The 25,034-nt window shown below is 36.4% G+C and carries 23 protein-coding genes and 1 pseudogene; 6 read left to right on the forward strand and 18 right to left on the reverse strand.

Annotated elements, in window-relative coordinates:
* Positions 1–77: 77 nt before the first annotated feature.
* Complete coding sequence (fabH, locus tag AB2Q86_RS11710; protein ID WP_003729602.1) at positions 78–1,016, reverse strand: 3-oxoacyl-ACP synthase III FabH; 939 nt, start codon at positions 1,014–1,016, stop codon at positions 78–80.
* A 119-nt stretch (positions 1,017–1,135) separates the two neighbouring features.
* Positions 1,136–2,263 (reverse strand): GW domain-containing glycosaminoglycan-binding protein, encoded by a 1,128-nt coding sequence (locus AB2Q86_RS11715; RefSeq protein WP_014589119.1) that lies wholly within the window; start codon positions 2,261–2,263, stop codon positions 1,136–1,138.
* A gap of 322 nt (positions 2,264–2,585) precedes the next feature.
* Here AB2Q86_RS11715 and AB2Q86_RS11720 point away from each other — a divergent pair, with 322 nt between their 5' ends.
* Positions 2,586–2,774: a YjzD family protein gene (locus tag AB2Q86_RS11720; RefSeq protein WP_003740802.1), complete on the forward strand. Its 189-nt coding sequence runs from the start codon at positions 2,586–2,588 to the stop codon at positions 2,772–2,774.
* A gap of 89 nt (positions 2,775–2,863) precedes the next feature.
* On the opposite strand, the gene gpmA is transcribed toward AB2Q86_RS11720, so the two are convergent.
* The 8 genes and pseudogenes from gpmA to hemE all read right to left on the reverse strand — a co-directional run bounded on the left by gpmA (position 2,864) and on the right by hemE (position 11,407).
* Positions 2,864–3,553 (reverse strand): 2,3-diphosphoglycerate-dependent phosphoglycerate mutase, encoded by a 690-nt coding sequence (gene gpmA / locus AB2Q86_RS11725; protein WP_003723823.1) that lies wholly within the window; start codon positions 3,551–3,553, stop codon positions 2,864–2,866.
* Positions 3,554–3,643: 90 nt separating this feature from the next.
* The gene (gene clpB, locus AB2Q86_RS11730; RefSeq protein ID WP_012580885.1) at positions 3,644–6,244 is read right to left on the reverse strand and encodes an ATP-dependent chaperone ClpB; all 2,601 of its coding nucleotides are present in this window, start codon (positions 6,242–6,244) and stop codon (positions 3,644–3,646) included.
* A 148-nt stretch (positions 6,245–6,392) separates the two neighbouring features.
* Positions 6,393–7,070: a Bax inhibitor-1/YccA family protein gene (locus tag AB2Q86_RS11735; protein ID WP_012580884.1), complete on the reverse strand. Its 678-nt coding sequence runs from the start codon at positions 7,068–7,070 to the stop codon at positions 6,393–6,395.
* Positions 7,071–7,180: 110 nt separating this feature from the next.
* A complete protein-coding gene (locus AB2Q86_RS11740; protein ID WP_012580883.1) occupies positions 7,181–7,951 on the reverse strand; it encodes a Cof-type HAD-IIB family hydrolase in 771 nt (256 codons plus the stop codon).
* 63 nt (positions 7,952–8,014) lie between these two features.
* Positions 8,015–8,800: a GNAT family N-acetyltransferase gene (locus AB2Q86_RS11745; RefSeq protein ID WP_003737284.1), complete on the reverse strand. Its 786-nt coding sequence runs from the start codon at positions 8,798–8,800 to the stop codon at positions 8,015–8,017.
* Between the two features lie 120 nt (positions 8,801–8,920).
* Positions 8,921–9,265, reverse strand: a complete 345-nt coding sequence (locus AB2Q86_RS11750; protein ID WP_012580882.1) for a hypothetical protein — start codon at positions 9,263–9,265, stop codon at positions 8,921–8,923.
* 153 nt (positions 9,266–9,418) lie between these two features.
* Positions 9,419–10,348 carry a ferrochelatase gene (hemH, locus tag AB2Q86_RS11755; RefSeq protein ID WP_003729610.1) on the reverse strand — a complete coding sequence of 310 codons (930 nt, stop codon included), beginning with the start codon at positions 10,346–10,348 and terminating at the stop codon, positions 9,419–9,421.
* Positions 10,345–11,407: pseudogene (gene hemE / locus AB2Q86_RS11760) on the reverse strand (uroporphyrinogen decarboxylase). The gene hemH and the pseudogene hemE overlap by 4 nt, the downstream one beginning before the upstream one ends.
* Before the next feature lie 196 nt (positions 11,408–11,603).
* Here hemE and AB2Q86_RS11765 point away from each other — a divergent pair.
* Positions 11,604–12,107, forward strand: a complete 504-nt coding sequence (locus AB2Q86_RS11765) for an antibiotic biosynthesis monooxygenase (protein WP_012580880.1) — start codon at positions 11,604–11,606, stop codon at positions 12,105–12,107.
* A gap of 40 nt (positions 12,108–12,147) precedes the next feature.
* On the opposite strand, the gene AB2Q86_RS11770 is transcribed toward AB2Q86_RS11765, so the two are convergent.
* Both AB2Q86_RS11770 and AB2Q86_RS11775 read right to left on the reverse strand, forming a co-directional pair.
* A complete protein-coding gene (locus AB2Q86_RS11770; protein ID WP_014589120.1) occupies positions 12,148–13,371 on the reverse strand; it encodes an ABC transporter permease in 1,224 nt (407 codons plus the stop codon).
* A complete protein-coding gene (locus tag AB2Q86_RS11775; protein ID WP_003729614.1) occupies positions 13,355–14,107 on the reverse strand; it encodes an ABC transporter ATP-binding protein in 753 nt (250 codons plus the stop codon). Before AB2Q86_RS11775 ends, AB2Q86_RS11770 begins: the two co-directional genes overlap by 17 nt.
* Positions 14,108–14,267: 160 nt before the next feature.
* Here AB2Q86_RS11775 and AB2Q86_RS11780 point away from each other — a divergent pair, with 160 nt between their 5' ends.
* The 4 genes from AB2Q86_RS11780 to prsA2 all read left to right on the forward strand — a co-directional run bounded on the left by AB2Q86_RS11780 (position 14,268) and on the right by prsA2 (position 16,802).
* On the forward strand, positions 14,268–14,690 hold the full coding sequence (locus AB2Q86_RS11780) for an HIT family protein (protein WP_012580878.1): 423 nt from the start codon (positions 14,268–14,270) through the stop codon (positions 14,688–14,690).
* A gap of 29 nt (positions 14,691–14,719) precedes the next feature.
* Positions 14,720–15,082: a YtxH domain-containing protein gene (locus AB2Q86_RS11785; protein ID WP_003720598.1), complete on the forward strand. Its 363-nt coding sequence runs from the start codon at positions 14,720–14,722 to the stop codon at positions 15,080–15,082.
* Between the two features lie 182 nt (positions 15,083–15,264).
* Positions 15,265–15,804, forward strand: a complete 540-nt coding sequence (locus tag AB2Q86_RS11790) for a DUF3267 domain-containing protein (RefSeq protein ID WP_012580877.1) — start codon at positions 15,265–15,267, stop codon at positions 15,802–15,804.
* Positions 15,805–15,920: 116 nt separating this feature from the next.
* Complete coding sequence (gene prsA2 / locus AB2Q86_RS11795; protein ID WP_012580876.1) at positions 15,921–16,802, forward strand: posttranslocation chaperone PrsA2; 882 nt, start codon at positions 15,921–15,923, stop codon at positions 16,800–16,802.
* 44 nt (positions 16,803–16,846) lie between these two features.
* On the opposite strand, the gene yhaM is transcribed toward prsA2, so the two are convergent.
* The 6 genes from yhaM to fumC all read right to left on the reverse strand — a co-directional run bounded on the left by yhaM (position 16,847) and on the right by fumC (position 24,971).
* Positions 16,847–17,788, reverse strand: coding sequence for a 3'-5' exoribonuclease YhaM (gene yhaM, locus AB2Q86_RS11800; RefSeq protein ID WP_009924694.1), 942 nt, complete (start codon positions 17,786–17,788; stop codon positions 16,847–16,849).
* A 44-nt stretch (positions 17,789–17,832) separates the two neighbouring features.
* Entirely contained in the window at positions 17,833–20,556 is a 2,724-nt protein-coding gene (locus AB2Q86_RS11805; protein ID WP_012580874.1) for an AAA family ATPase, read from the reverse strand.
* The gene (locus tag AB2Q86_RS11810) at positions 20,553–21,788 is read right to left on the reverse strand and encodes an exonuclease SbcCD subunit D (protein ID WP_012580873.1); all 1,236 of its coding nucleotides are present in this window, start codon (positions 21,786–21,788) and stop codon (positions 20,553–20,555) included. Before AB2Q86_RS11810 ends, AB2Q86_RS11805 begins: the two co-directional genes overlap by 4 nt.
* A gap of 143 nt (positions 21,789–21,931) precedes the next feature.
* Positions 21,932–22,285: a YlbF/YmcA family competence regulator gene (locus AB2Q86_RS11815; RefSeq protein ID WP_003729622.1), complete on the reverse strand. Its 354-nt coding sequence runs from the start codon at positions 22,283–22,285 to the stop codon at positions 21,932–21,934.
* An 81-nt stretch (positions 22,286–22,366) separates the two neighbouring features.
* On the reverse strand, positions 22,367–23,500 hold the full coding sequence (locus tag AB2Q86_RS11820; protein WP_012580872.1) for a DUF445 domain-containing protein: 1,134 nt from the start codon (positions 23,498–23,500) through the stop codon (positions 22,367–22,369).
* A gap of 103 nt (positions 23,501–23,603) precedes the next feature.
* Positions 23,604–24,971: a class II fumarate hydratase gene (gene fumC, locus AB2Q86_RS11825; protein WP_012580871.1), complete on the reverse strand. Its 1,368-nt coding sequence runs from the start codon at positions 24,969–24,971 to the stop codon at positions 23,604–23,606.
* Positions 24,972–25,034: the final 63 nt, after the last annotated feature.

The following is a 25,034-nucleotide window of genomic DNA, read 5'->3' on the forward strand; positions in this document are numbered from 1 at the left end:
CCATTATAACATAAATAAAGGAAAGTTGTCCTAACAAAAATAATCGTTAGGGCAACTTTCCTTTTTAAATTTGCTGCTTACTTACCCCAACGAATGATTAGGGCGCCCCATGTTAGTCCGCCGCCAAAGCCAACAAGCAGGACATTGTCATTATCTTTAATGCGTCCTTCTTCGACTGCATCAACTAGCGCAAGAGCAATAGAAGATGACGAAGTATTACCGTATTTATGCACTGTTTTCATCAGTTTTTCTTCCGGTAAATTCAAACGCTCGCGAGAAGCTTCCATGATACGGATATTTGCTTGGTGAGGAATTAGTAAATCCAATTCTTCTTTTTCAAGTCCAGCACGTTCAAGTACTCGTAACGAAGCTTCTCCCATTTGGCGAACTGCAAAACGGAACACTTCACGTCCATTCATATAAATCTTCTTATTTTCATCTAAGTTCAAGTATTTGCCGCCAGATCCATCTGAGCCTAAGTCAAACGAAAGTAGTCCATGGTCATCAGAAACCGGACCCATAACAACGGCTCCCGCTCCATCACCAAATAATACGGCTGTTGCGCGATCATCCCAGTTAGTGATTTTAGATAATTTATCCGCACCAACTACGACGATATTCTTGTATGCCCCTGTTTTAATAAATTGTGCTGCAGTTACTACGCCAAAAGTAAAACCGGCACATGCCGCTTCCACGTCCATACCCGCAGCATTTGTTGCTCCTAAACGGTCTTGAATAATATTCGCAACGGATGGAAAAGTCGCTTCCTGCGTCACAGTGGCAACAATAAATAAGTCAATGTCATCTGGTGTAAGCCCAGCATTCTCAATAGCTACCTTTGCTGCTTCGTATGCTAAGTCGTGCGTATATTCGTCATCACGAGCAATTCTTCTTTCTTCAATACCAGTTCGAGTACGAATCCACTCATCGGATGTATCCATTATTTTTTCTAAATCAAAATTTGTTACTATTTTTTCAGGTACGTATTTACCTACTCCTAAAATTCCTGCGTTCATGCGTTCTCCTCCATATCAAACTACATCAGGACGAAAATATGTTTTTCTCCTGGATATTTTTATGACCTGGTGCTAATTTTAACAGAGAAATATCAATTAAGCAATTGGATTGCTAATTTTTATTTTACTTCTAACGCCTTATTAGGATTGTTTTCAGCAAAACCGCCTGCTTTAGACCAACCAATCACTTTGCCATCGTCTGATTTAATACGGTACCAATATTCATTTTTCACATCTGCACGGCGGTCTATGTCTAATTCTTTTCCTAGATAATCATTTAAATTCGCGACTACTTTCGAGTTATCCTCTACTGGGTAAGCATAGACTTTTTGATCAGAATCGGTGATATATTTATCTAGTGTCACATTTGTTTCATTTTGTGGTGTATAAAAAATTTCTACGGCATTACTGTTTATCCATCCAATTGTTTTACCTTGATCTTGAAGTTGATACCATGTGCCTTTTTCTGTAACGGCTTTTTGAGAAATTCGAAGTGTTTTATTTTTGTAATCGTTGGCACTAGCTACTTTTTCTGCGCCTTCTGTATTATATGGTTTTGTCCAAATTATTTCATTGCTAGTGTTTTTAATTTCTGCATAGGCTAATTGGTATTCTGTTGATTTCACTGTATCGTAAATTTGGTCATATTGATCCAAATGGTAATTTTCAATAGTTGAGATGAGTTTTTCTGCATAGGCTGGGTCAGTTGCATAACCTGCATTTTGAATTGCATATGCGGCTTTTTTGTAATCTGTTTCCCCAATAACTGCTGAGTATAGATTTGCATTGCCAGATACTCCGTTAACAAAAAGTTGGGCATGATCGACTAATGATGTCTTTTTGTCTGGATACTTTCTGAAATCCGCTTGTGTTTGGTAAGCCTTACCATTACTAAATTCTTGTGTTCCCATTGAAACGGAACTACCTTCATAACTACCTTTAATTCCAAACAAGTTGTTAGCTGAAGTTGATAAGCCACTCTTACCCCAATTGGATTCTAAAATGGCTTGTGCTAAAGTAACACTCGTCAATATTTTTTCTTCTTTTTGTAAATCTTGTGCATCATTTGCTATGGATTGTATAAATTGTTGTTGTGATAAAGTCATTCCTGCCTGACTCACTGCCGTTTGGCTCGTTCCTGCTGCCTCTGCTTGCACAAAAGGTACTAATGTAGAACTTACGATGACACTTGCTAGTAAAATCTGCGTGAATTTCTTTTTCATTATCAGTTGGCACTTCCTATCCAAATTAGTTAGTTCCCCCAATTTAAATGGCTCTGTCTCTGTTAACCTTCTTCATTCTAGCATTTTCATTCTGAGAGCCTACTAATTTTTTGATGGAAAACTTATCATAAAGTAAGCAAAATGGCTATTTTAGAGGGTTCACACATACCTATTTACATTTGACAATATTATGTCGTTACACTTTTACCCCTTAATACTAGTATTCTTCGTTGAAGTTTCATTTCCTTCCTTTTTTTGATAATCGCATTTTCAAATGATATATGATTGGATAATCTAATTTTATGTGCTAAAATGTATAATGAAATAGATGAAATGGGGTGTAAGGATGCGTTATGTGGTAACTGTAGTTTGGGTATTCTTACTTTCTTTAATGGCAGAATTCGTTCTTTCTTCCATGTTATATGTATCATTTGATATGACGCGGGCTATTATTTTAACAGTAGGGTTATCCTTCTTCATTATTTTAATCACTTTCTTGATGCCTAAAGATAGCGAAGTTTATGACTTTAAGTAAACATCCAACTTTCTGATAGCGAGAACTCACTTTTCAGGTGTAGCTCAAAAAAAGAAGCTCTTTCCAATATAAGGAAAGAGCTTCTTTTTTTATTTATCCAAGTAATATTTATTTACTGGTTTTAAATCATCATTCAATTCATATACAAGTGGTACGCCTGTTGGAATTTCTAAGTCCATTATCTCATCATCGCTAATACCTTCTAGGAATTTCACTAATGCTCGTAAACTATTACCATGAGCCGCTATGACTACCCGGCGACCTTCTTTAATTTCTGGAGCAATGGTATCCATCCAATAAGGAATTACTCGTTCTAACGTTACTTTTAAGTTTTCACCTGAAGGAATCGCATGTGTATCAAGTAATTGATAACGGCGATCGTTTTTTGCTTGTCTTTCGTCGTTTTCTTCTAGTAATGGTGGAAGAGTATCATAGCTTCTACGCCATTTTTGTACTTGGTCAGCACCGTATTTTTCAGCAGTTTCTTGTTTATTGAGCCCTTGGAGTGCTCCGTAATGCCGTTCGTTCAAACGCCAAGATTTATGAACTGGAACCCACATTTGATCCGATTCTTCTAACACGTAATTGAGTGTTTTAATAGCTCGCGTTAAAACGGAAGTAAAGGCAACATCGAATTCTAAGCCCGCTTCTTTAATTCTTTTACCTGCAGTCATTGCTTCTACAACGCCTTCTTGTGACAAGTCAACATCATGCCAACCTGTAAATAAATTCAATTTGTTCCATTCACTTTGACCATGACGAATTAATACTAATTTCATCTTCCTCATCCTTCCATTTTCGTCTATTTTCTAAACGACTAATCCAACCAAAGTTTTCCCTTTCAAGTGAGGTGTCAAACCTTTTCTATGTTATTCTGTGACTTTAAAAGTAAATTCTTTATCTTCTAAATCAATTTCCACTGATGAATGTGGCATGATTTTACCTGAAACAATTTCTCTAGCAAGTGGGGTTTCAACATGACGTACAATGTAGCGTTTAAGTGGTCGTGCGCCGTATACCGGATCATATGCTTCTTCCGCAATAAATGCTTTTGCATCATCGGAAATAGTGATAGTAATTTCTTGATCGGCTAAACGGATTTGAAGTTCTTCTACTAATTTCTCCACAATACCTTTAATATCAGCAAGTGTTAGTGGTTTAAATAGAATAATATCATCTACGCGGTTTAAGAATTCCGGTTTAAATTCACTTTGTAAAATTTGCATTACATCTGATTCTAATTCCGGTGAAATCTCGCCTTCTTCGGTTCTTTCAAGTAGTAAATTAGAGCCAATATTAGATGTCATAATGATTACAGTGTTTTTAAAATCGATTAATCGGCCTTGCGAATCCGTGATACGTCCATCATCAAGCACTTGTAAAAGTATGTTAAATACATCTGGATGCGCTTTTTCGATTTCATCAAGTAGGACAATTGAATAAGGGTTTCGTCTTACTGCTTCAGTAAGTTGACCGCCTTCTTCATAGCCAACATAGCCTGGAGGAGCTCCGACAAGTCTTGATACGGAATGTTTCTCCATGTATTCAGACATATCAATTCGAATCATGTGATCTTCGGAATCAAACATATTAAATGCAAGTGCTTTGGCAAGTTCTGTTTTACCAACACCTGTTGGCCCGAGGAAAATGAATGAGCCAATTGGGCGTTTCGGATCTTTAATACCAGCGCGCGCACGAAGTACAGCATCACTAACTAATTGAACAGCGTCATCTTGACCAATTACTTTTTGATGAAGTTCATCTGCTAATTTAAGCAGTTTTTCGCGTTCACCTTCTACTAATTTAGTCACTGGAATTCCTGTCCAACGTCCGACGATTTCTGCAATTTCATTTTCTGTTACTTCTTCTTGTAAAATCCGATCTTCTTGGGCTGTTTTTTCGCGATTTTCTGCTTCCAACTCAAGCAATTCTTTTTCCACAGCCGGGATTTTGCCGTGTCGTAATTCTGCCGCTTTATTTAAATCATAATTATTTTCTGCTTCTTCTAATTCATGACGCAAATGATCGATTTGTTCCCGAACCTCACGAATTTTACTGATTTCGTTTTTCTCAGATTCCCATTTCGATTTCATTTGGTTGGCTTCTTCTTTGTAGTCAGCCAGCTCGCGTTGCAATATTTCTAAACGGCGTTCACTCGCTGGGTCTTTTTCTTCTTTTAAAGCCGCTTCTTCAATTTCTAGTTGCATTACTTTTCTTGTTACTTCGTCGAGTTCACTTGGCATCGAGTCAATTTCGACACGAATAGTTGCGCAAGCTTCATCTACTAAGTCAATTGCTTTATCCGGTAAAAAGCGGTCAGTAATATAACGATTAGAAAGACTCGCTGCTGCAACTAAAGCATTATCATGAATATTTACCCCATGATGAATTTCAAAGCGTTCTTTTAACCCACGTAAAATGGAAACTGTATCTTCCACTGTTGGTTCTGGGACAAGTACTTTTTGGAAACGTCTTTCGAGTGCGGCATCTTTTTCAATATATTGACGGTATTCATCTAACGTAGTTGCGCCGATACAGTGTAGTTCGCCGCGGGCAAGCATCGGTTTTAACATATTTCCGGCATCCATCGCGCCATCTGTTTTACCTGCGCCGACAATCGTATGAATTTCATCAATAAATAGTAAAATTTGACCGTCACTTTGTTTCACTTCTTGAAGTACTGCTTTCAAACGTTCTTCAAATTCACCGCGATATTTAGCTCCAGCAATAAGGGAACCGATATCGAGTGAAATAATCGTTTTATCTTTCAATCCTTCTGGAACATCTTTTCGAACGATTCGTTGTGCTAAACCTTCGACAATGGCTGTTTTACCAACGCCTGGTTCACCTATTAAAACTGGATTATTTTTTGTTTTTCTAGATAAAATCCGAATGACATTACGGATTTCCGCATCTCGTCCAATTACCGGATCGAGTTTGCCGCTTCTTACTTCCGCGACTAAATCACGTCCGTATTTAGTTAAAGCTTCATAGTTTTCTTCTGCATTTTGAGAAGTCACTTTTTTCCCTCCTCTGATTTTTAGAATGGCTTCTTGAATTTGTTTTTTAGATTTATGTTGGTTTTTTAGATTCATTGTTATTGGATTTGATTTTTGATCCATGACAGCTAAGATTAGATGTTCTGTTGATACAAAATCATCGTCTAATTGTTTTTGTTCTTTTTCGGCATCCCGCATCAACTGAAAAAGTGCTTGGCTCATTGCTTGACCATAATTCACACCGCTTCCAGAAACCACAGGGATTTTCGTTAAAGCATCTTCTACTGTTTTTTGAAGTGCATCTATATCTACTTCTGCTACATCATATACACGTTTAGCAAAATCACTCTCTGTTAATAACACTTTAAAAACATGAGCGACGTCGATTTCTTGATGTTCGGATGCAATTGCTAAATTTTGAGCGTCCGCAATTGTTTGCTGGACTTGTTGCGTAAATTTTTGTAAATCCATTCATTCGTCCTCCTTATAAAAGATAAGTCTGACCTTTTTTGACCTTAACTTTATTATAGTTTTTTATCTTGCTTTTGTCTAACAAAAACCTTCTTTTTTTATAGAAAAAGATCTACCAATTTTTAGGTTGGCAGATCTTCTGAATTTCTTAATCACGACCCGTAAATAGGCGAAGTAAGAACATAAATAAGTTAAGGAAATCAAGGTATAAATTTAGCGCAAGCATTGGCACATCTGCAAGTTCCACATCGCGCTTCATAATTTGATTAAAATCATACAAAATATATAAGGAGAAAATAATCGTTCCGCCTGCTGAAATAATCGTTGATAGCATAGAGCCTAGCGGTAAAAAGACTCCAACAAAACTAAAGATGATAAGTATAATAATCGCAGCGAATAAAGCACTGCTTAAGAAAGATAAGTCTTTCTTCATTTTTGCGCCAATAAAAGCTAGCGTTGTGAAAGTAACGGTTGCTGTAACAAATGCCATTAGAACGGCGGCACCTTGCCCTGCACCAAAATAATATGTCAAAGTTGGTCCAAGCGTTAAGCCTGTGACAAACGCAAATGCTAGTACTACTGGGTATCCTACAACTTTATTAATAGTTTTACTTCGACGCACTACCATCGCTGTGATAAGTAACGCGACCTCTAACACGACAAGAGGCAAATAAAGTTCTGGACTTAATTTACTCCCAATCGCAGCACCGATAGATGCAAGTAGCAAAGAAAATACAAACCAATTAAGTATTTTTTGCATAATAATTTGTTTCTCAGTTCTCTTTTCTGTGTTTGCTCGCTCGGATGTGTGATTGATTTCGTTCATGAACATTTCTCCTCTTCCAATTGATTAGTTTTATTATATCAAAAGAATTATTACAATTCTATCGGTCTTGCGTTGGAATTTCACAAAAAAGAAGCGCACAAGGCACTTCTTTAAATTAAATCAAATTGTTTTAAGCCAAGCATTATTCCATCACTATTATTATCTTTCGTAACGAATGCTGCTTTTTCTTTTAATATTGGTACGGCATTTTCCATTGCAATGGCATAATCCACGGCGCCAAACATTTCTAAATCGTTCATTCCATCACCAAACGCATAAGTTGGAACGTCTTGATAGCCCATTACTTCAAGTAGCTTCGAAATACCAACTGCTTTAGATCCGCCTTTTCTTAAGACGTCATTACTAAATGGTGTGTTGCGAACAAATTGTAATTCTGGAAAACGTTCTGGAAAATAATCATCACCAGTTTCGAGTAATAGAAGTGCCATATTGATTGTTTCTTCTTTATACATATTAGGTCTTACTTTCGGCATCGGCTCGCCTAAAAAGTCATAATGCGCTTTTACAACTGGCGTACTAGCTGTGGCACCAATTCTTTTATCATTATAATAGCAAACTTCAACATTCTGTGATTTTGCTTCTTCAGTCAACCGTTCTAATAAACCTGCATCAATCACATCTTCATATACTTTTTCACCTTCAAAAATAGCCATTTGTCCATTCATCATTACTGCAGATTCAATACCGGTAATTTTCATTTGATGACTTATTTCTATAAGTGTACGTCCAGTAGCAATGACAGGAATAATATTATTCTCTCGAAGTTTGTCTAATGCTTGAAGTGAACTATCAAGTACTTTGGAGTCACTATTTAACAGTGTTCCATCCATATCAAAAAAACAAATTCCACGTGGTTTCACATTATTCATCCTTTACTAACATAATATATCCATCATACCAATCTTACGGACGTAAAGTAAAGGCTATTTGTACATGACAAAATCTCCGGTATGTTCAAAACCTAGGCGGTGATAAATTTCTCCTGCTACTGGGTTATCATAAAACAAACATGGTTTTTTGCCTTCTGCTAATACATCACAACATAATTTTTTTAGAAGTGTACTTGCAAAACCACGTTGTCTATAACCATCGCTCGTCGCTACACCAGTAATCATTGCTGAAAAGGAATTTTCTGCCGATGTTTCAGCTACAGCAACTACTTCCTGATCTTGTTCAATATAATAAATTCGTTTCACGCCTTTTTCAATTTGGCGAATAATTAATTCTTCATTTTCATCGCGCGAACCAAATTCTTTAATGTGTTTGCGCATTTTAATAATTGGAGCTACGTCTTCTGCCACTGCCGTTCTGACAATAACGTCTTGATTTACAGAAATACGATTTACATGTTCGCATTCGCAAAAATAAGTGTCTTGTCTTTTTTCGGCAAGCTCTGGTAAAAATGGTTCTAGTTCCTTTGTGACACGAGAAATACCGCTAACTTCATATGTATCATGCTTAGCAATAATTTCTGAGAAAGCTTTTGCATCAAAATTAGCATCTTTTGAATACGGTAAGAAAAACGTATCGAATCGAAGTAACAATGCATGTAATTTACCTGATGAATCGAATTCGCCCCAAAGATCTTGCACATCACTCTCGTAACCAAAATTTTCGATATCCCCAATAATAAATAAATTGAGGGTTGCTTCGGGTTTTAAAAGTGCCATTACTTCTTCATTATCAGATACAGTTAGTTTTCTAATCATGTGTCACACTCCTATTTTGAAAATTGTCTTCATTTTACGTGAGTTAGTGAGGTTCGTCAAGCCCTGAATCTTTCTATTTTGCAGCATATAAAAAAGCTCGGGACTAATAGTCCCAAGCTTTTATGATTCGTAATGAATTTCGCCAATTTTTAACATTAAGCTGATAGCATTGAATTTTTCATCTCCAAGATGCATTTTGTTTGTGTCTTGAAAAGTGATAGGTGCTGCTGTAATCGCTTCTTTCGGTTGTTCAAAGAATTTTTCTTCCAGTGCCAAACTTTCTGTAATTTGCGATATGTATTTTTGGAATTTACTTTCGTTTCTCATTTTCCCAATCATTAATGCTTTCAAAGTGTTTTGGGAAATCCCGACTGCAAGCGCGAATGTTCTATGAGTATATCCATTTATTTTCATATAAAGTGACAAATTAGTGGCAATTCTTTGTTTTTCTGCCTTGTTTTTCATTTGGGTGAACCTCCTGTCTTTCTATAGTTATCATTATGCCCGGCAAAGATGAGAATTAGATTAAAACTTCATAGTATTTAGCTAAAAATATTGAAAACGTTTTCTTTGTTTTTCAAAAAATATGCCGGAATAACAAATATTCCGGCAGGTCTCTTAATTGCTATATTTTTCCCAGACAACCGTTCTTAATACTTCTAAGAATTCTGGATCCGCGTTTGGCATTGGAGGTCGGTGATAAGCCGCGCCAACTTCATCGGTTACTACTTTACATTCATAATCATTGTCATATAGTACTTCTAAATGTTCTGCTACAAATCCAACTGGCGTATAAATAAAGTGTTTGTATTTTTCTTGACCATATAGTTCTCTCGTTAAATCTTGTACATCAGGTCCAAGCCAAGGTTCTCCAGTTTTCCCTTCACTTTGCCAGCCTAGCGCATAATGAGGTACTACCACTTTTTCAAAAATGAAATCTGCTGTTTCTTGCAGTTGGTCTGGGTACGGGTCATTATGTTGTTTGATTTTCTCCGGTAAACTGTGCGCAGAAACAATTAAAACGGTATCCAACAACTCGTCTGCTGGAATTTGTTTTGCTGTTTCATTAATTCGATCGGCCCACATTTGGATGAATTTGGGTTGTTTATACCAATCATTGATGGCTTTAATGCTAGGACCACCTAATTTATCAGCTGCATCTTTTGCTCTTTTATTATATGCTTCGACGCTAAAGCTTGAGTAATGTGGCGCTAAAACAATCGAGATTGCTTCTTCTATTCCATCTTTATGCATAGCTTCTACCGCATCTTCAATGAAAGGTTCAATATGTTTTAAACCGATATATGCCTTGAATTCTACTTCATCCTGCGAGTCATTTAACGCTTTTTCTAGTCCATAGGCTTGTGCTTCGGTAATTTTTGCAAGTGGGGATAATCCGCCGATTGCATGGTATCTACCGCGTAAATCAGCAATCATTTCTTCACTTGGCTTATGGCCATGACGAATATCTGTATAGTAACGTTCGATATCTTCATCTTTATACGGTGTTCCGTATGCCATTACAAGTAGACCTACTTTTTTAGTCATTTTACATCATCCTTTTTTTAATAGAATTTCGCTACGTTCATGGATGTAATTTGTTAGCTTTTTCAACATTTCTGGTGGTACTTCTGGGAAAACACCATGGCCTAAATTAAAAATATAGCCTGGTTCTAGTACGCCTTCTTGCAAAATACGCTCTGCTTCTTCCAAACATTTGGCAGGTGCAAGGAGTGTAGACGGGTCAAGATTTCCTTGAATTGCTTTTGTTGGAACTTTTTCCCGAGCACTTGTGATGGTTTCTCGCCAATCGACGCCAACGACATCAAGTGGCATTGTTTCCCATTCTGCTAAAAGGTGACTTGCGCCAACTGCTTGCATAATAATTGGCGTTGTTGGATGCGCTGCTTTCACTTCGCTAACAATCATTTCGATTACTGGTCGAATATACTTAGCATAGTCTGCTCGGCTAAGTGCTCCTACCCAAGAATCAAACAATTGCACCGCGGAAGCACCTGCATTAATTTGCGCAATCAAATAGTTCGCAGTCATTCGTCCCAGTTTTTCCATTAATATTGCCCAAACTTCTGGTTCGCGATACATGAAGCTTTTTGTTTGGTGGTAATTTTTCGATGGACCACCTTCTATCATATAACTTGCTAACGTAAACGGCGCACCTGCAAAGCCAATTAAAGGCACATCTAACATATCATCTGCTAATAATTTTATCGTATCAAGCACATAAGGCACTTCAATTTCTGGTTTAAAAATTGCCAGCTTTTCTACATCTTGGAAAGTTCTTATGGGGTTATGTATGACTGGACCAATACCAGATTTAATCTCAACGTCTACTCCCATCCCCGGAAGTGGTGTCATAATATCTTTGTATAAAATAGCTGCATCAACACCATATTGATCTACTGGTAATTTGGTTACATAAGCACATATTTCTGGCTGATGAGTGATTTCAAATAGAGAGTATTTTTCTTTTAATTTACGGTATTCTGGTTGGGATCTCCCTGCTTGTCTCATATACCAAACCGGAATTCGGTCAACTTGTTCTTTTCGCGCTGCTTTTAAAAATAAATCATTCGTTATTTTTGTCATCGAGTCGCTTCCCTTCTTTGTTCATTTACACACAATAGGCAACAGAACAATAAATAACTTCTCCAGATAAAAGGATACTAGAAAATTTGTATAAAACCAAACAAATTGCCTATCAGCTGTTTCAATTATAAAAAACGTGGAAAATACAGATGTAATCATTTATCTTAATGGAATAAAACCGAAAGAAGGACTTATCATGAAAAAAGTATTTATCACCACTGGAACAGAGCACTACCTTCGTCAATTAATGTCGAATTATACTGGCGCAAATGTGACACTTCTACAAAATTTTTCCCAATCGCTTTTGTATCAAGAGTCTACTGGCGAAAAAATTTTCCAAGAAGGCGCTGAATATCGAGTATTACAAAGCAGTGGTTCCTTAAAAGGTTTTGGAGTAGTTGTCTTTGAATATATCCACCTCCGCGATGAAGAAATTCCTATTTTCTTGCAAATGTATCAACGAGCTAGCCTACATTTTAGTGAAACCCCTGGCTTGCAAAGTACAAAACTCACAAAAGCGATGAATATGAATAAATTTTTAATTATCTCTTTTTGGGACTCTGAAGTTTTCTTTCAAGAATGGAAAAAAACACCTTTACACAAAGAAATTACAAATATCATGAAAAAAAATAATTCGCAAGCTAGCTTTTCTCACGAGGATATTTATCATTATCCGGAATTTTCGCACGACGCTAAATAAGAAAAAGCGATTTGGACTAAATTATCCAAATCGCTTTTTCTTATTCGTACATTTTTTTCATTCTAACTGGAGCATAAAGGAACGTAAAAATGACTACAAAAGCCAAATTGATTCCTAAAATAATCATCCCGCCGATGGTTCCATTTTGAGCAATACCAATCACGCTAAAGAGCAATGCTTGAGCGAGCAACAAAATCCTTAGAAAATGGATAAAACTACGATGGCGATAGCTATCATTAATCGGATAAAGTCTTAACATAATTTGAGCATCGTAATGTTTTAACATCGGGATAAATTGAAAGCCCGTTAAATACAAAAATAATAATGAAAAAATAATATTTAAATAAAAACCTTGCACAAACACGAGTAAAATAACGGCAATTACTGTAAGTCTAATGTAAAGACCGGCATATTCATTTGTTCTAATAAAAGTCCGACTAAACAGATAAGCAAACGTTTTTCTTTTCGCATAAGGAATTGGTTGATACAGAAAATCGAGATAACTACGTCTTCGAACTGTGCCGCGCAGGTGAGGTACATCCGTAAACAGATTCACTAAACGATAAAAACGGTTCATCCGCGCTTCTTCTTTATCGACTAAATATTCCCAGCGTAATGTCACTTTTGCCGTTTTAGTTCGAAGCCAGTAGTAACTTGCCAAAAGCACTACTAAAACTAACGGAATAGAAATATAAGGTGCGGCGACTAACGCAATATAAATTAAAATAGCATTAAGGATAACACGAATAAACATCCACGTTGTATCTGCCTCTTCTAATTTCATACTTTCCCAGCCAAAATAAATGTTCCACGCTTTAAGCATACTGAGGACAATAAACAAAGTGAAAAACTGGCTGTAAGGGACCTCTGTCACTTCCACATACATTGGCATACAAACGCCAAGCACAATAACAAAAACGTATAATTGCATAAAGAAGCTCGCTATTTTTGCTTGAGAAAAATAAGTATCCATTGCTTTTTCCTGTACAATTAAGTAAACAATATCCGGTTTTTTCAGCAACGTCGCAACAGGACTAATGGCAATCGAAGCAGTGAGTAAAATAACCATCAATGGGATAACTGGGAAAGTTGGTTCAAGCGTCTTTACCCAACCAGCATAATAAAAAATTCCTGCTCCAAGCCCAATTACAAGAACAAAAAGCAAATGATCATTAAACATATAACGAAGATAGCGCATGACTTCGGTCGTATAGGCACTAAAACGTTCTTTCCAAAGCGCTTTGCTGTCAAATATCATCTTCATCAGCTTCCTCTTCCTTTGTCAACTGAATGTAAATTTCATCAAGTGAAGCTCCTGGCATTTCGAAATTTGTTTGCAAGTCTTTCAGTGTTCCCTCTGCGCGAATCTCGCCTTGATGAATAATAATGAACGTATCGCAATATTTCTCAGCCGTTGCAAGTATATGCGTAGACATTAAAATGCTTGCACCTTTACCACGCATTTCGTCCATCCAGTTAAGTAATGACTGAATACCAAGCGGATCTAAACCAACAAAAGGCTCATCAATGATATATAATTTAGGTTCAATTAAAAAAGCCGACATAATCATTACTTTTTGTTTCATCCCTTTAGAAAAATGGGCTGGAAACCAATTAAGTTTTTTCTCTAAACGAAACTCTTTTAAAAGAGGAGTCATTCTTGCATGTAGCTCTTCTTCTGATATGCCATAAGCCATACCTGTTAATTCTAAATGTTCTTTTAAGGTTAATTCTTCATACAATACCGGTGTTTCCGGGATATAAGAAAATTGCTTTCTATATGTTTCTGTATCTTCAACCAATTGATGATTATTGATTTTAATGGTTCCTTGTTTAGGATGCATTAGGCCGGTTATATGTTTAATCGTCGTACTTTTCCCTGCCCCGTTAAGCCCAATTAAGCCAACAATCTGTTTTTCTTCAATCGCAAATGAAATATCTTTTAAGACTGGACGTTTGGTGTACCCGCCCGTCAGGTGTTCTACTTCTACTAAAGCCATTTCCGTACCTCCTTACGTAATCTTTAGTTAATAATAGCATATTCATCCCTTGAACTGTCAAAATAATCCATCACCTACTATCTAACACATGCTTTTCACTGCTTTTTATGTTAAATTAAAGTAGTACATAATTATACGTTATGAAAGGTGGTCATACTTAATGGACGATTGCATTTTCTGCAAAATAGTTCGCGGTGAAATTCCTTCTGCCAAAGTGTACGAAGATGATAAAGTATATGCTTTCCTTGATTTAGGACAAGTCACAGAAGGCCATACACTCGTAATTCCCAAAAAACATGCTAGGAACACATTCGACTTACCCGATGAAACGGCCGCTGAATTATTCCGCCGCGTACCCAAAATCGCGAGGGCATTAAAAGAAGCTTTACCAATTCAAGGATTAAATATTTTAAATAATAATGAAGAAGTTGCTTTCCAATCTGTTTTTCATTGTCATATCCATTTAATACCAAGGTATAGCAAATCAGACGACTTTGGGTTAAAATGGAAAGATAACGCAGACTGGTACACGCAAGAACGTTACCAAGAAATTGCTGAACTTATTGCAGCAAAAGTAGACTAAAATGACTTTATGGATGGAGTGGAGTATAAATGAATAAAAAATCACTTATTTTCGGTATTTTAGCTGGCGGGGCAATTGGAGCTGCAGCCTCAGTATTATTTGCTCCAAAATCCGGCAATGAACTTCGAAAAGATATTGTCGCTAAATCAGGCGAAGCAAGTGTTATTTTGAAAGAACTCGCATACAATGCAAACGAGCTTATCCAATCAGTTCAAGTTCTTGGCACAGAAGGTTCTACTCTATTAAAAGATGTTTCTTCTGACATCATGGAATCTGTTTCCAAATGGAATGAAGAAATGGAACCTGAGAAGAAACGCTTAAAAGACGAAATCAAAGATATGCAAAAAACAATTTCTGACTTAGAAAAAACGCTAAAAAAAGATAATAAATAAGTAGAAAAACTGGGCGACTGCTCAGTTTTTTTATTTGTCTAAAATCCCTTTCAAAAAATCGTCATAATTAGACAATAATTTCTCTAAAAAAAGCTTGAATTTTATAGCATTTGAGCATACAATACTATGGTGCCTTCTGACGGAAGAGTACTATTTTAGCTATAACTGGAGGAAAGCTTACAATGCGCTGCCTTAAATCAATCAACACAGAGCGACGAGACGAATTTAATCGACTTTTCCTAAAAGGAATTCTTGTCTGGCTAGCTGCCGTATGTATTTGTTTTTTAACACAACATTTAATTTACCCTGGTCAACTTACAAACGACTATCAACTTGCCAGCTTTTTAGGTATTATTTTAATTTATCCCATTCACAAATTACTTCATATTCTTGGATGCTTTAAATATCGCGAAGGAACTGTTATTCAGTGGCGCATCCATTTCTTTTTCCTTCCATGTATCAAATTAAATATTAAGCGGATAATACCAAAATGGCATTACATTTTTTCATTAGTTTTACCATTTGTGATTATCACTGCTATTTTAGTTGCGTTAATGCTTTTTACACCCATCGGACATTCAGGTATGTTCCTGATATTACTTTCTGTCCACTTCGGAATGAGCTTTTCTGACTTTACACATATTAAAAAACTATGGAAAATGCCAAAGAATTGTTTTATTGAAAGTGCAGAACGTGGATTTTCTATTTTGATTTCTGACTAAACCATAAGAATATCATTAAATTTCTTTCATCTTTTCTTTTTATCTTTAATTTATGTTATGATAGTTATTGTGTTAAGCGGGAATTATTCCAACAACTAAGGAGTGTGTTTTATTTAATGAAGAAGAAATTAATACTTGGACTTGTCATGGTGATGGCATTGTTCAGTCTAGCAGCGTGCGGTGGCGGCGGAGATGTCGTTAAGACAGACTCTGGCGATGTAACAAAAGACGAACTTTATGACGCAATGAAAGATAAATATGGTTCTGAATTCGTACAACAACTAACTTTCGAAAAAATTCTTGGCGATAAATACAAAGTAAGTGATGAAGACGTTGACAAAAAATTCAACGAGTATAAATCACAATACGGCGATCAATTCTCTGCTGTTTTAGCTCAAAGTGGCTTAACAGAGAAATCATTTAAAAGTCAACTTAAGTACAATTTGTTAGTTCAAAAAGCTACTGAAGCCAATACAGATACTAGCGACAAAGTTCTTAAAAAATACTACGAAACTTGGCAACCAGATATCACTGTAAGCCATATTCTTGTAGCTGATGAAAACAAAGCCAAAGAAGTTGAACAAAAACTAAAAGACGGCGCGAAATTTGCTGATTTAGCGAAAGAATATTCTACAGATACTGCTACTAAAGAAAATGGTGGACAATTAGCTCCATTCGGTCCTGGTAAAATGGATCCTGCATTTGAAAAAGCAGCTTATGCCCTTAAAAACAAAGGCGACATCAGCGCTCCAGTAAAAACACAATACGGATACCACATCATCCAAATGGACAAACCTGCAACAAAAACAACTTTTGAAAAAGATAAAAAAGCTGTAAAAGCTTCTTATCTTGAGTCTCAATTGACTACTGAAAACATGCAAAAAACGCTTAAGAAAGAATACAAAGATGCTAACGTAAAAGTGGAAGATAAAGACTTGAAAGATGCTTTTAAAGATTTTGATGGTTCTTCATCTAGTGATAAAGAGTCATCTAAATAAGTAATAAAAAAACACGCTTGGAATTTTCCAAGCGTGTTTTTTTGTTATTCAAATGTAGGATTATAAAATGAACGGTTGTCTAATCCAAATACTCGTTCACTGAATTCACCAGGTTTTGTATGTTTTAATACTTTATCCATCATGTTCAAAGATGCATCCATTAAATCAATTTGGTGTAAAATCTCTGCTTCACGCACAAGTGGTGGTTTTGGGCTACCCCATTCACCTTTGCCGTGATGAGAAAGAAGAACATGTTTTAATACAACGACTTCTTCACCATCAATCGAAAGTTCGTCAGCAATTTTACTAACTTCTTCCACTACGATAGATATATGACCAATTAAATTACCTTCTAGTGTGTATGTCGTTGATACTGGGCCAGAAAGTTCAATAACTTTCCCTAAGTCATGTAAAATCACACCTGCGTACAATAAATCCCGATTAACAGATGGGTATAGATCAGCGACCGATTTTGCAAGACGTAGCATCGAAACTACATGGAAGCTCAAACCAGAAACAAATTCATGGTGATGACGCATTGCTGCCGGATAATCATAAAAATCATCTTGATATTTTTTTAACAGCGCGCGCGTAATTCGTTGTAAGTTTGCATTTTTCATTTCAAAAATATATTGTGTAATTTCATCGGCCATTTCTTCTTTATTAATTGGCGCGGTTTCCATGAATTCACTGGCACTAACACCATCCAGCGCTGTAGCCTGTCTAATTTGACGGATTTTCAATTGTTTACGACCACGATAATTTTGAATGTCACCCATAAGATGAACTATTTGTTGTACCCCGTAATTCGCTTCATCGCTTTCTTTAACATCCCATAGTTTTGCCTCTAATTCACCTGATTTATCTTGCAAGACAAGGCTCAAGAAGGGCTTTCCGTTGCTAGCCGTTCCTTTTACGCTTGATTTAATTAGCAAGAATAAGTCTACTGTTTCCCCAACTTCAAAGTCTAATAATCTTTTTTCCATTGTATCGCCTTCTTTCTTTCTGTAGTAAGAAGTTTCTTCACCCATTATAGCACGCGTATGTCCTCACTGGAAAAATATTTGCGAGTTTCTTGATGGCATGTGAAAAAAATGACTTGGTTTTCACTTTTTCGTTTTTGAAGCAGCTGCATCATTTGCCCCATTCTCGAGGAATCAAAATGCACAAATCCATCATCAATAATGATTGGTAGGGGAAAGTCTTTGTGAATAACATCAATTAGTGCAAAACGAATAGCCAAATATAGCTGCTCTTTAGTCGCTTGGCTAAGTTCTTCCGGGAAGAATGGAATACTACCCTTACTTTCTACTTGAAGCCTATTATCTTGTAAGTATACTTTCCTATAGTTCCCACTAGTTAAGTGATTAAAATATTCACTTGCCAGTTTTAATGTTTTTGGAAGTTTTCCTTCTTGTAACTGCTGCATCGTGTTTTGCAACATTTGAAGCGCTAGTTTTGTTTCTGTCCACTCAGCTGAGATTTGTTGTAATTTGCTTTTTTCTGAATAAAATTCTTGCATCAACACAGCGAAAGTCCCGCCTTCTTCCAATTTGTCTATTGCATGGTTTTGTGCTGCGAGTGAGGCGTGAAGTTGCTCTTGTTCTAATTCTATTTGCCGTAGTGATTCTTCTAATTGGAGCTCTTTTTCTTTGATAGTTGCTTGATTTTCATATCTATTTAGAGCTTCTCGCTTTTCTGGTTCAAGTTGCGCTTCTATTAAAACTAATCGTTCACGCCACTTCTGTTCTTCTTTTACGCGCATTGCAGCCATACGAAAGTCTTCTTCGTTACTCACATTCGCACGTTCTAGCAAGTCTGCCTTTTCTTTCTTTACAAGTAATAAATCTTGTTTAACTAAGTCTAATTGCATCGTTACTTGTTCTAATTTTTCAGCGAGCTTTGCATTTTCAGTTAGGTGGTTTCGATAATAGAGCAAACCTTGACGAAGAAAAGTGATTTTTTCTTCCGTGTCCGTATAATCTATAGGCAATTTTAAGTTTTCTAATCTTGCTCTATATGCTTCTTGCTTCTCTGCTAATGGTTCTAGTTTGGAGATAAGTTCCATTGCTAATTGCCTTTTTTCACTGTTTTTTTTGTAGATGCTAAGTTCGTAATGCCAGTTCGAACTAGGTTCAGTGTTTATTCCCAAGTCAGAAAAGAAGTGTCTAAGTTCCATCGTATGTTGGTAGATATTTTCGCTTAGTTTATTCTCAGCTGCTCTTAATTCAGCAATTTGTGAAGCAACCATATCCATTTCGTTCAAAAGTTGTTGCCATTCTTGTCTTATTTTCTTTTGTTCTAAAAAAGCTAGAATTTGCTCATTATTTGTTGGAGAAGATTTTCCAGTAGTAATGAAAGCATAACCCACTATAAGTGCAGAAACAAAAACAAGTGCTACACTCCAAATAGCTTGGAAAACTATCATCAAGACGAACGCTACTGCAAATATGCCCAAGGAAACCATCGTCTTAGTTTTAGAAGTTTTAGGACTATCCTGCATTTTTTCTTTTGCTTGTTGGAATGTTTTATTATCCCACATCTCCGCTTCTATTTGATCAATCTTTTTTTGGAGTTTTTCTTCGGAGTCATTAGTGAATTTTAATTTTAGCTGGATATCATGTTGTTGCTCTTTGTGGGACTGTTCTTTTTCTTTTAAGTGAATCATTGTTTGTTCTAATTCGCTCGACCATATTCTAAGTGGTTGTTTTGTGTCGACTTGCTGAAACTTAATCTCTTGCTTTAAATTCTTTAACTGGATTTCTCGCTCTCCAAAAGCTGCATAAGTTTCGATTAGATAAGTAACTTCTGCTTCATTTTCGGCAAAAAAAGCACTATGTTCATAATTATTGTTGTTAATTAGATTTTTTTGGCGTTCTTCTAGTTGGATAAGTTGATTTTGCCATTCTTTTTCTCGGAGATGCAAGTGTTCTAAACGAATAACTCCATCAGGCGGAAAAGTAGCTTCTGTTGTTTCAGAAGCTTTGTTACTGAGTGCTTTCCATTCTTGGTATAACGGCCACAAATCCGCTAATGTTGCTAATGCATCTAACTCAACTCGCATTGTTGTTTTTTCTTTTTGTAGCTCTGTTTGTCTTACTATCGCTTGCTCTTTCTCATTGATTAGTTCTTCATATTGCGCATTTTGTTTTTTTGCGTTTTGAAAAGCTTGTTGGGCTTCTTTTACTTTTTTTAGTTGTTGGTTAATTAGTGGATTTCGCCCACTTGGTTTATATAGACTATCTAATTTTTTTTGTAATGCTTCGGCTGCCTTTAGAAGAGCGTCCGATCCTGTTGTTCCAGTTGCTAACAAATAGCGTTCAAATTCTTTCTTTTTCCATTGATGAATATTTTGTAGTCCGTGTATATCAAATGAAAAAATAGCCTCATAAGTGTTTCGATCAATTTCACCGATAATTTCTGGTAATTTCTCTTCTCCAGCAGTTTGGCCATCCCCGTAATATATCCGAACATCTCCTGTTGCTTTTCCTTTCAAGCGTTCAATGATGACTTTTCCTAAAGGTGTGTCTTCTAGCGTTAATCTTCCACCATATGGTCCACCGTTTTTTGGCTCCATGCGTGGTATCGATTGTTGTTTCGTTGGGAAACCGAACAAAATACTATGTATAAAAGCCATAATAGTTGATTTTCCGGCTTCATTTTCACCATAGAATACTTGGAAATTGGCAATATTATTAAAATGAGCATCGGACCATTTTCCGTAACCAATGATATCAATAGATGTTATTCTCATTTATCATCACCTTCCACTTCCGCAAGCGTCCTCCCTAATTCCATTAAAGCATCATGTAGTAGCCTCTCACGATCAATTTCAGACAAATCATCCAAGTATCTACTCACTCCACTTTCAAGATACAGAGCCTCTACTGCTTGATAAAAAGCAGATTCATCTTGTAGTGTCTCAAACGAATGCTTAATTTCATCTCCTGCTAAATGTGATTCGTACCATGTTTGTGAATTACTTTGATTCGTTATCTCCGTTGTTAATTTGTGTACCCATACAAATGTGTTATCTGTGATTTCTACTTCTTCTTGAAGCATTTGTAACCAATCATTCGTATCGATTTTTTGTTTACTTTCCATCTTAACAATTATATGAAGAAAATAAGAGTGACTTCTTCCTTGATAGCTCTCTAACAACTTAGTAGTTTCTCGGTAAAAGGCATTTATCTCGCTATTTTCTGGTAAGGTAATTACGGCTTCTTCCCAGATAATCGGACTTGTTCCAATGAAATCAATGGTTGTACTTGCTTCTGATAATGTAATGATACTGGCGCCCTTTTCACCTGATTCTTTGCGATTTCGACCTTGAATATTTCCTGGGTAATAAATGCTAGGAGACTCTGCAAGCAATTGTCGCTTATGAATGTGACCGAGTGCCCAGTAGTCAAAACCTTTTCTACTAATTTCTTGCACACGAAATGGGGCGTACACATCATGTTCTTCGCTACTAGAAACTTCTGAACCATGTAATAACGCAATATGAAAATCAGCATCACCTTGAATCTTGTATTCACCTACTCGACTTGAGCGAATATGGCGTTCATTGTAACTAAATCCATAAATATTAACGCTCACACCAGTGACAGTTTTATGCGACATTATTTCTACTTGCTCTGAAAAAACGTGCACATTGCTTGGTAATGCGAGTTTTTCTTTATGTTTTTCTATAAAATCATGATTTCCATGAATCATAAAAACAGGAATGTTCGCTGCTTCTAATCGTTTCATTTCTTTTGCAAAACGCGCTTGAGCACGAACACTTTGATCTTCACTATCATAAATATCTCCAGCAATTAAAACGAAATCTACTGCTTCTTTTATCGCGACAGTAGTAATCCGTTCTAATGATTGAAATGTGCTTTCTTGTATGGCAGAAAAAAGCGGCTGTGGCAGTGTCGAAAGTCCAATGAAAGGACTATCTAAATGTAAATCAGCCATATGTAAAAATTGGATTTCTTTCATGACTTTCGCCTCCTATAAAAACCGAATATACGTTCTTATTATACCTTACTATTGCTATAGGTACAAGCATTTCCAATAAAAAAAGGGCCCTATTATCTGCTAAATAAATAACAAATAATAGAACCACTTAAATTAACGAAAAATTAGTCGTTAGCTACATTATAAAGATCTTGTAATGGCGTCATGATAATGCGATTTAGATCATTGATAATTGTGCTCATCGCTTGTTCTTTTTCCATTAGTTTAACGATTAGCTCGTTTTCTTGAACTTCTTGAGCTACTTTTTGTGCTACATCTACTGTTTCGTCGTCAATTTCTTGACCTGTCATTTGTTTTTCTTGAATAGTTACTTGAACATCGCGGAAACGTTCGAATTTTGCTTTTGCATCTGCATTTTCGTTTACTTCACGGTATGCATCTTGTAAGCTGATGAATTCAGGTGTTTCACGAATTCCTTTGTCTAAATCATGTGCTAAATCATAAATATTAACTGCCATTGATAAATCCTCCAAATATCTGTATTTGTCACTTCTGTTTCACTATAACAAAAAGTCGCCGGTTATTCCAGTATAAAAGAACTAAATCCACATTGCGAGAATACCTTGGATAACTCCAATAAATCCACCTAAAATCCCACCTAAATAAGTAATCATTTTTAACTCTCTACCAGAAATCTCTACAACAAGTTTTTCAATTTCGGGTAAAGAAAAAGTGGCAATTTGTGTTTCAACGAGTTTCGCCAAGTCCATTCGCTCCACTATTTCCGCACTATGTGTTGCTACGAAATCAAGCATTCTTTCTACTGCAAAAGGAATTACTTTTTCTACAATAGTTGTCTCATAATTACGTAATATCACTTGAATAGGCTGATTAAATAATTTTTCATGTGGGAAAGTTTGGATAAGTTCAGATGTAAGTTGCCCAGCTAAATGAACTTGCTTTTCAGTAGGAATAAGTTCTTGCAGCTCTTTTGCTTCGAAATTTTTCCATTCGGTTGTTAAAAGTTGGTTGATTAGATTTTTAGTATCTTCTTGATCAATGAGTTTCAGGCCTTCTTGTTGAATTTTTTCAGAGAAACTATCGACATTAATGAACATTCTAGCCATACTTCCCATTTTCCCATGTTCTTCAAAGAATTTTTGCAGCATTTGCTTAATTTGGCTTTTGCCTTCTTCACTTGCTACAAATAATGCCATTTTGCTCGTGATTCTTTCTGTTACATGTGGTAGTTTGGTCGTTAATTCTGACTCTAGCATCGTTGGGATTAAATCACTCATTTTCGTTGTTTTTTTAGTAGATAAAAAGTGATTAATTTCTTTCTCCATTGTTTTTTCTATCCATGCCATAGAACGGATTTCTGCATTTTCATAACCAAAATGATGTAGGAGTTCATTAGGCGTTGTTTCTAATTGCATTTTTTCATGGAACATTTTCGTGATGGTATCGGTTATTTCTTTTTGTAAATTCTCATCTAGCAACCGAGCACGAATGGCGTCTTCGGTAAGTAAATGGCTCACTACTACTTTTCCGATGTGTTCCGCTAGTTCATCGCGCCGTTTCGGGATTAAACCTGGTGTAAATGGTAAACGTTTATTAAATAAGTAAATGGCTTTGTAAGGGCGAAAAAGCATTCGGATGGCGATATAGTTCGTCATTGCGCCAATAAATCCACCAATCACTGCCATTAAAAGTATCGTAAATAACACTGACATGTTTTGCATCTCCTAATATTTGTCTAGTAAAAGTGGTTTCATTATACGTGAAAAATCCCTAGACAACAATTGTTTCTAGGGAAGTTCATTCTAAAGTATGAGATTACAAATTAGTCATTTTTAACGGATCAATCCATAAATCAAATTGTTTTTCTGTTACAAAACCAGTTTTGATTGCGGCTTCTTTTAATGTCGTATTTTCTTCAAAAGCAAGCTTGGCGATTTTGGCAGCTTTTTCATAACCAATGTGCGGATTCAAAGCTGTAACAAGCATTAACGAATCATTTACTTTTGTTTCAATAACTTTTTCATTCGCAGTAAGTCCTTCTAAACAATGCACTCGGAACGAACGCATGCTATCTGAAAGGAGTTTGACAGATTCTAGGAAATTAAAAATGATAACTGGCTTGTAGACATTGAGTTCAAAGTTTCCTTGGCTGGCGGCAACGTTAATTGTCGTATCATTTCCCATAACTTGAGCCGCTACCATCGTCATTGCTTCACATTGGGTAGGGTTTATTTTCCCCGGCATAATGGAGCTTCCTGGCTCATTAGCTGGGATTGTTAGCTCACCTATGCCGCTACGTGGTCCACTTGCTAATAAACGGATATCATTAGCTATTTTCATTAGATCCGAAGCAAGGCTACGAATGGCGCCATGAACAAAATTAATCGGACTATGACTAGTTAAAGCAAAATACTTATTGGAATCAGAAGTAAAAGGATATCCCGTTTGTTTCATCAATTCTTCGGCGACCTTATCACCAAAATCACGTGAGGCATTTAAGCCCGTTCCAACTGCAGTCCCGCCAATTGCAAGTGGCAAAATTGCTTTCATACTTGTTTCAAGATAGTTTTTGTTATTCGTAAGACATGCTTCCCAACCACTAATTTCTTGACCAAGTGTTAATGGGGTTGCGTCTTGCAAATGTGTTCTGCCAATTTTAACGAGATGCATATATTTATTTTTCTTCTCTGTCAAAACAGCTTCCATTTTAGTTATTTCTGGTAAAAGTTTTGTTACTAAAGCCCCGTATGCGGCAATGTGCATCGCTGTTGGAAAAGTGTCGTTTGAGCTTTGCGACATGTTGACATCATCATTCGGATGAATTTGTCCTTCGCTTAAAGTTAAGTTGGCAACATGTGCGATAACTTCATTGACATTCATGTTACTCTGCGTTCCGCTTCCGGTTTGCCAAACGACTAAAGGAAAATGCTCATCTAGTTCTCCTTGAATGATTTGATCACAAACCTGGCCAATCGCTATCGCTTTTTCTTCGGATAGTTTTCCTTCTGCTGCGTTTACTTTTGCAGTGGCTTTCTTTAATTGAGCAAAAGCATATATAATTTCTATCGGCATAGGATTATCACCAATAGCAAAGTTCCTTTTACTTCGTTCTGTTTGCGCTCCCCAATATTTCGTCGCATCTACAGAAATTTCTCCAAGCGTATCTCGCTCTATTCGTTCCATGTCGCCACCCCTTTTTATTCTATTTTAGTATAAAGCGGATGTTTTCGCAAAACACATGAAAAA

Origin of the sequence: Listeria monocytogenes (assembly GCF_041765605.1) — a bacterium.
Taxonomy (GTDB): Bacteria; Bacillota; Bacilli; order Lactobacillales; family Listeriaceae; genus Listeria; species Listeria monocytogenes_D.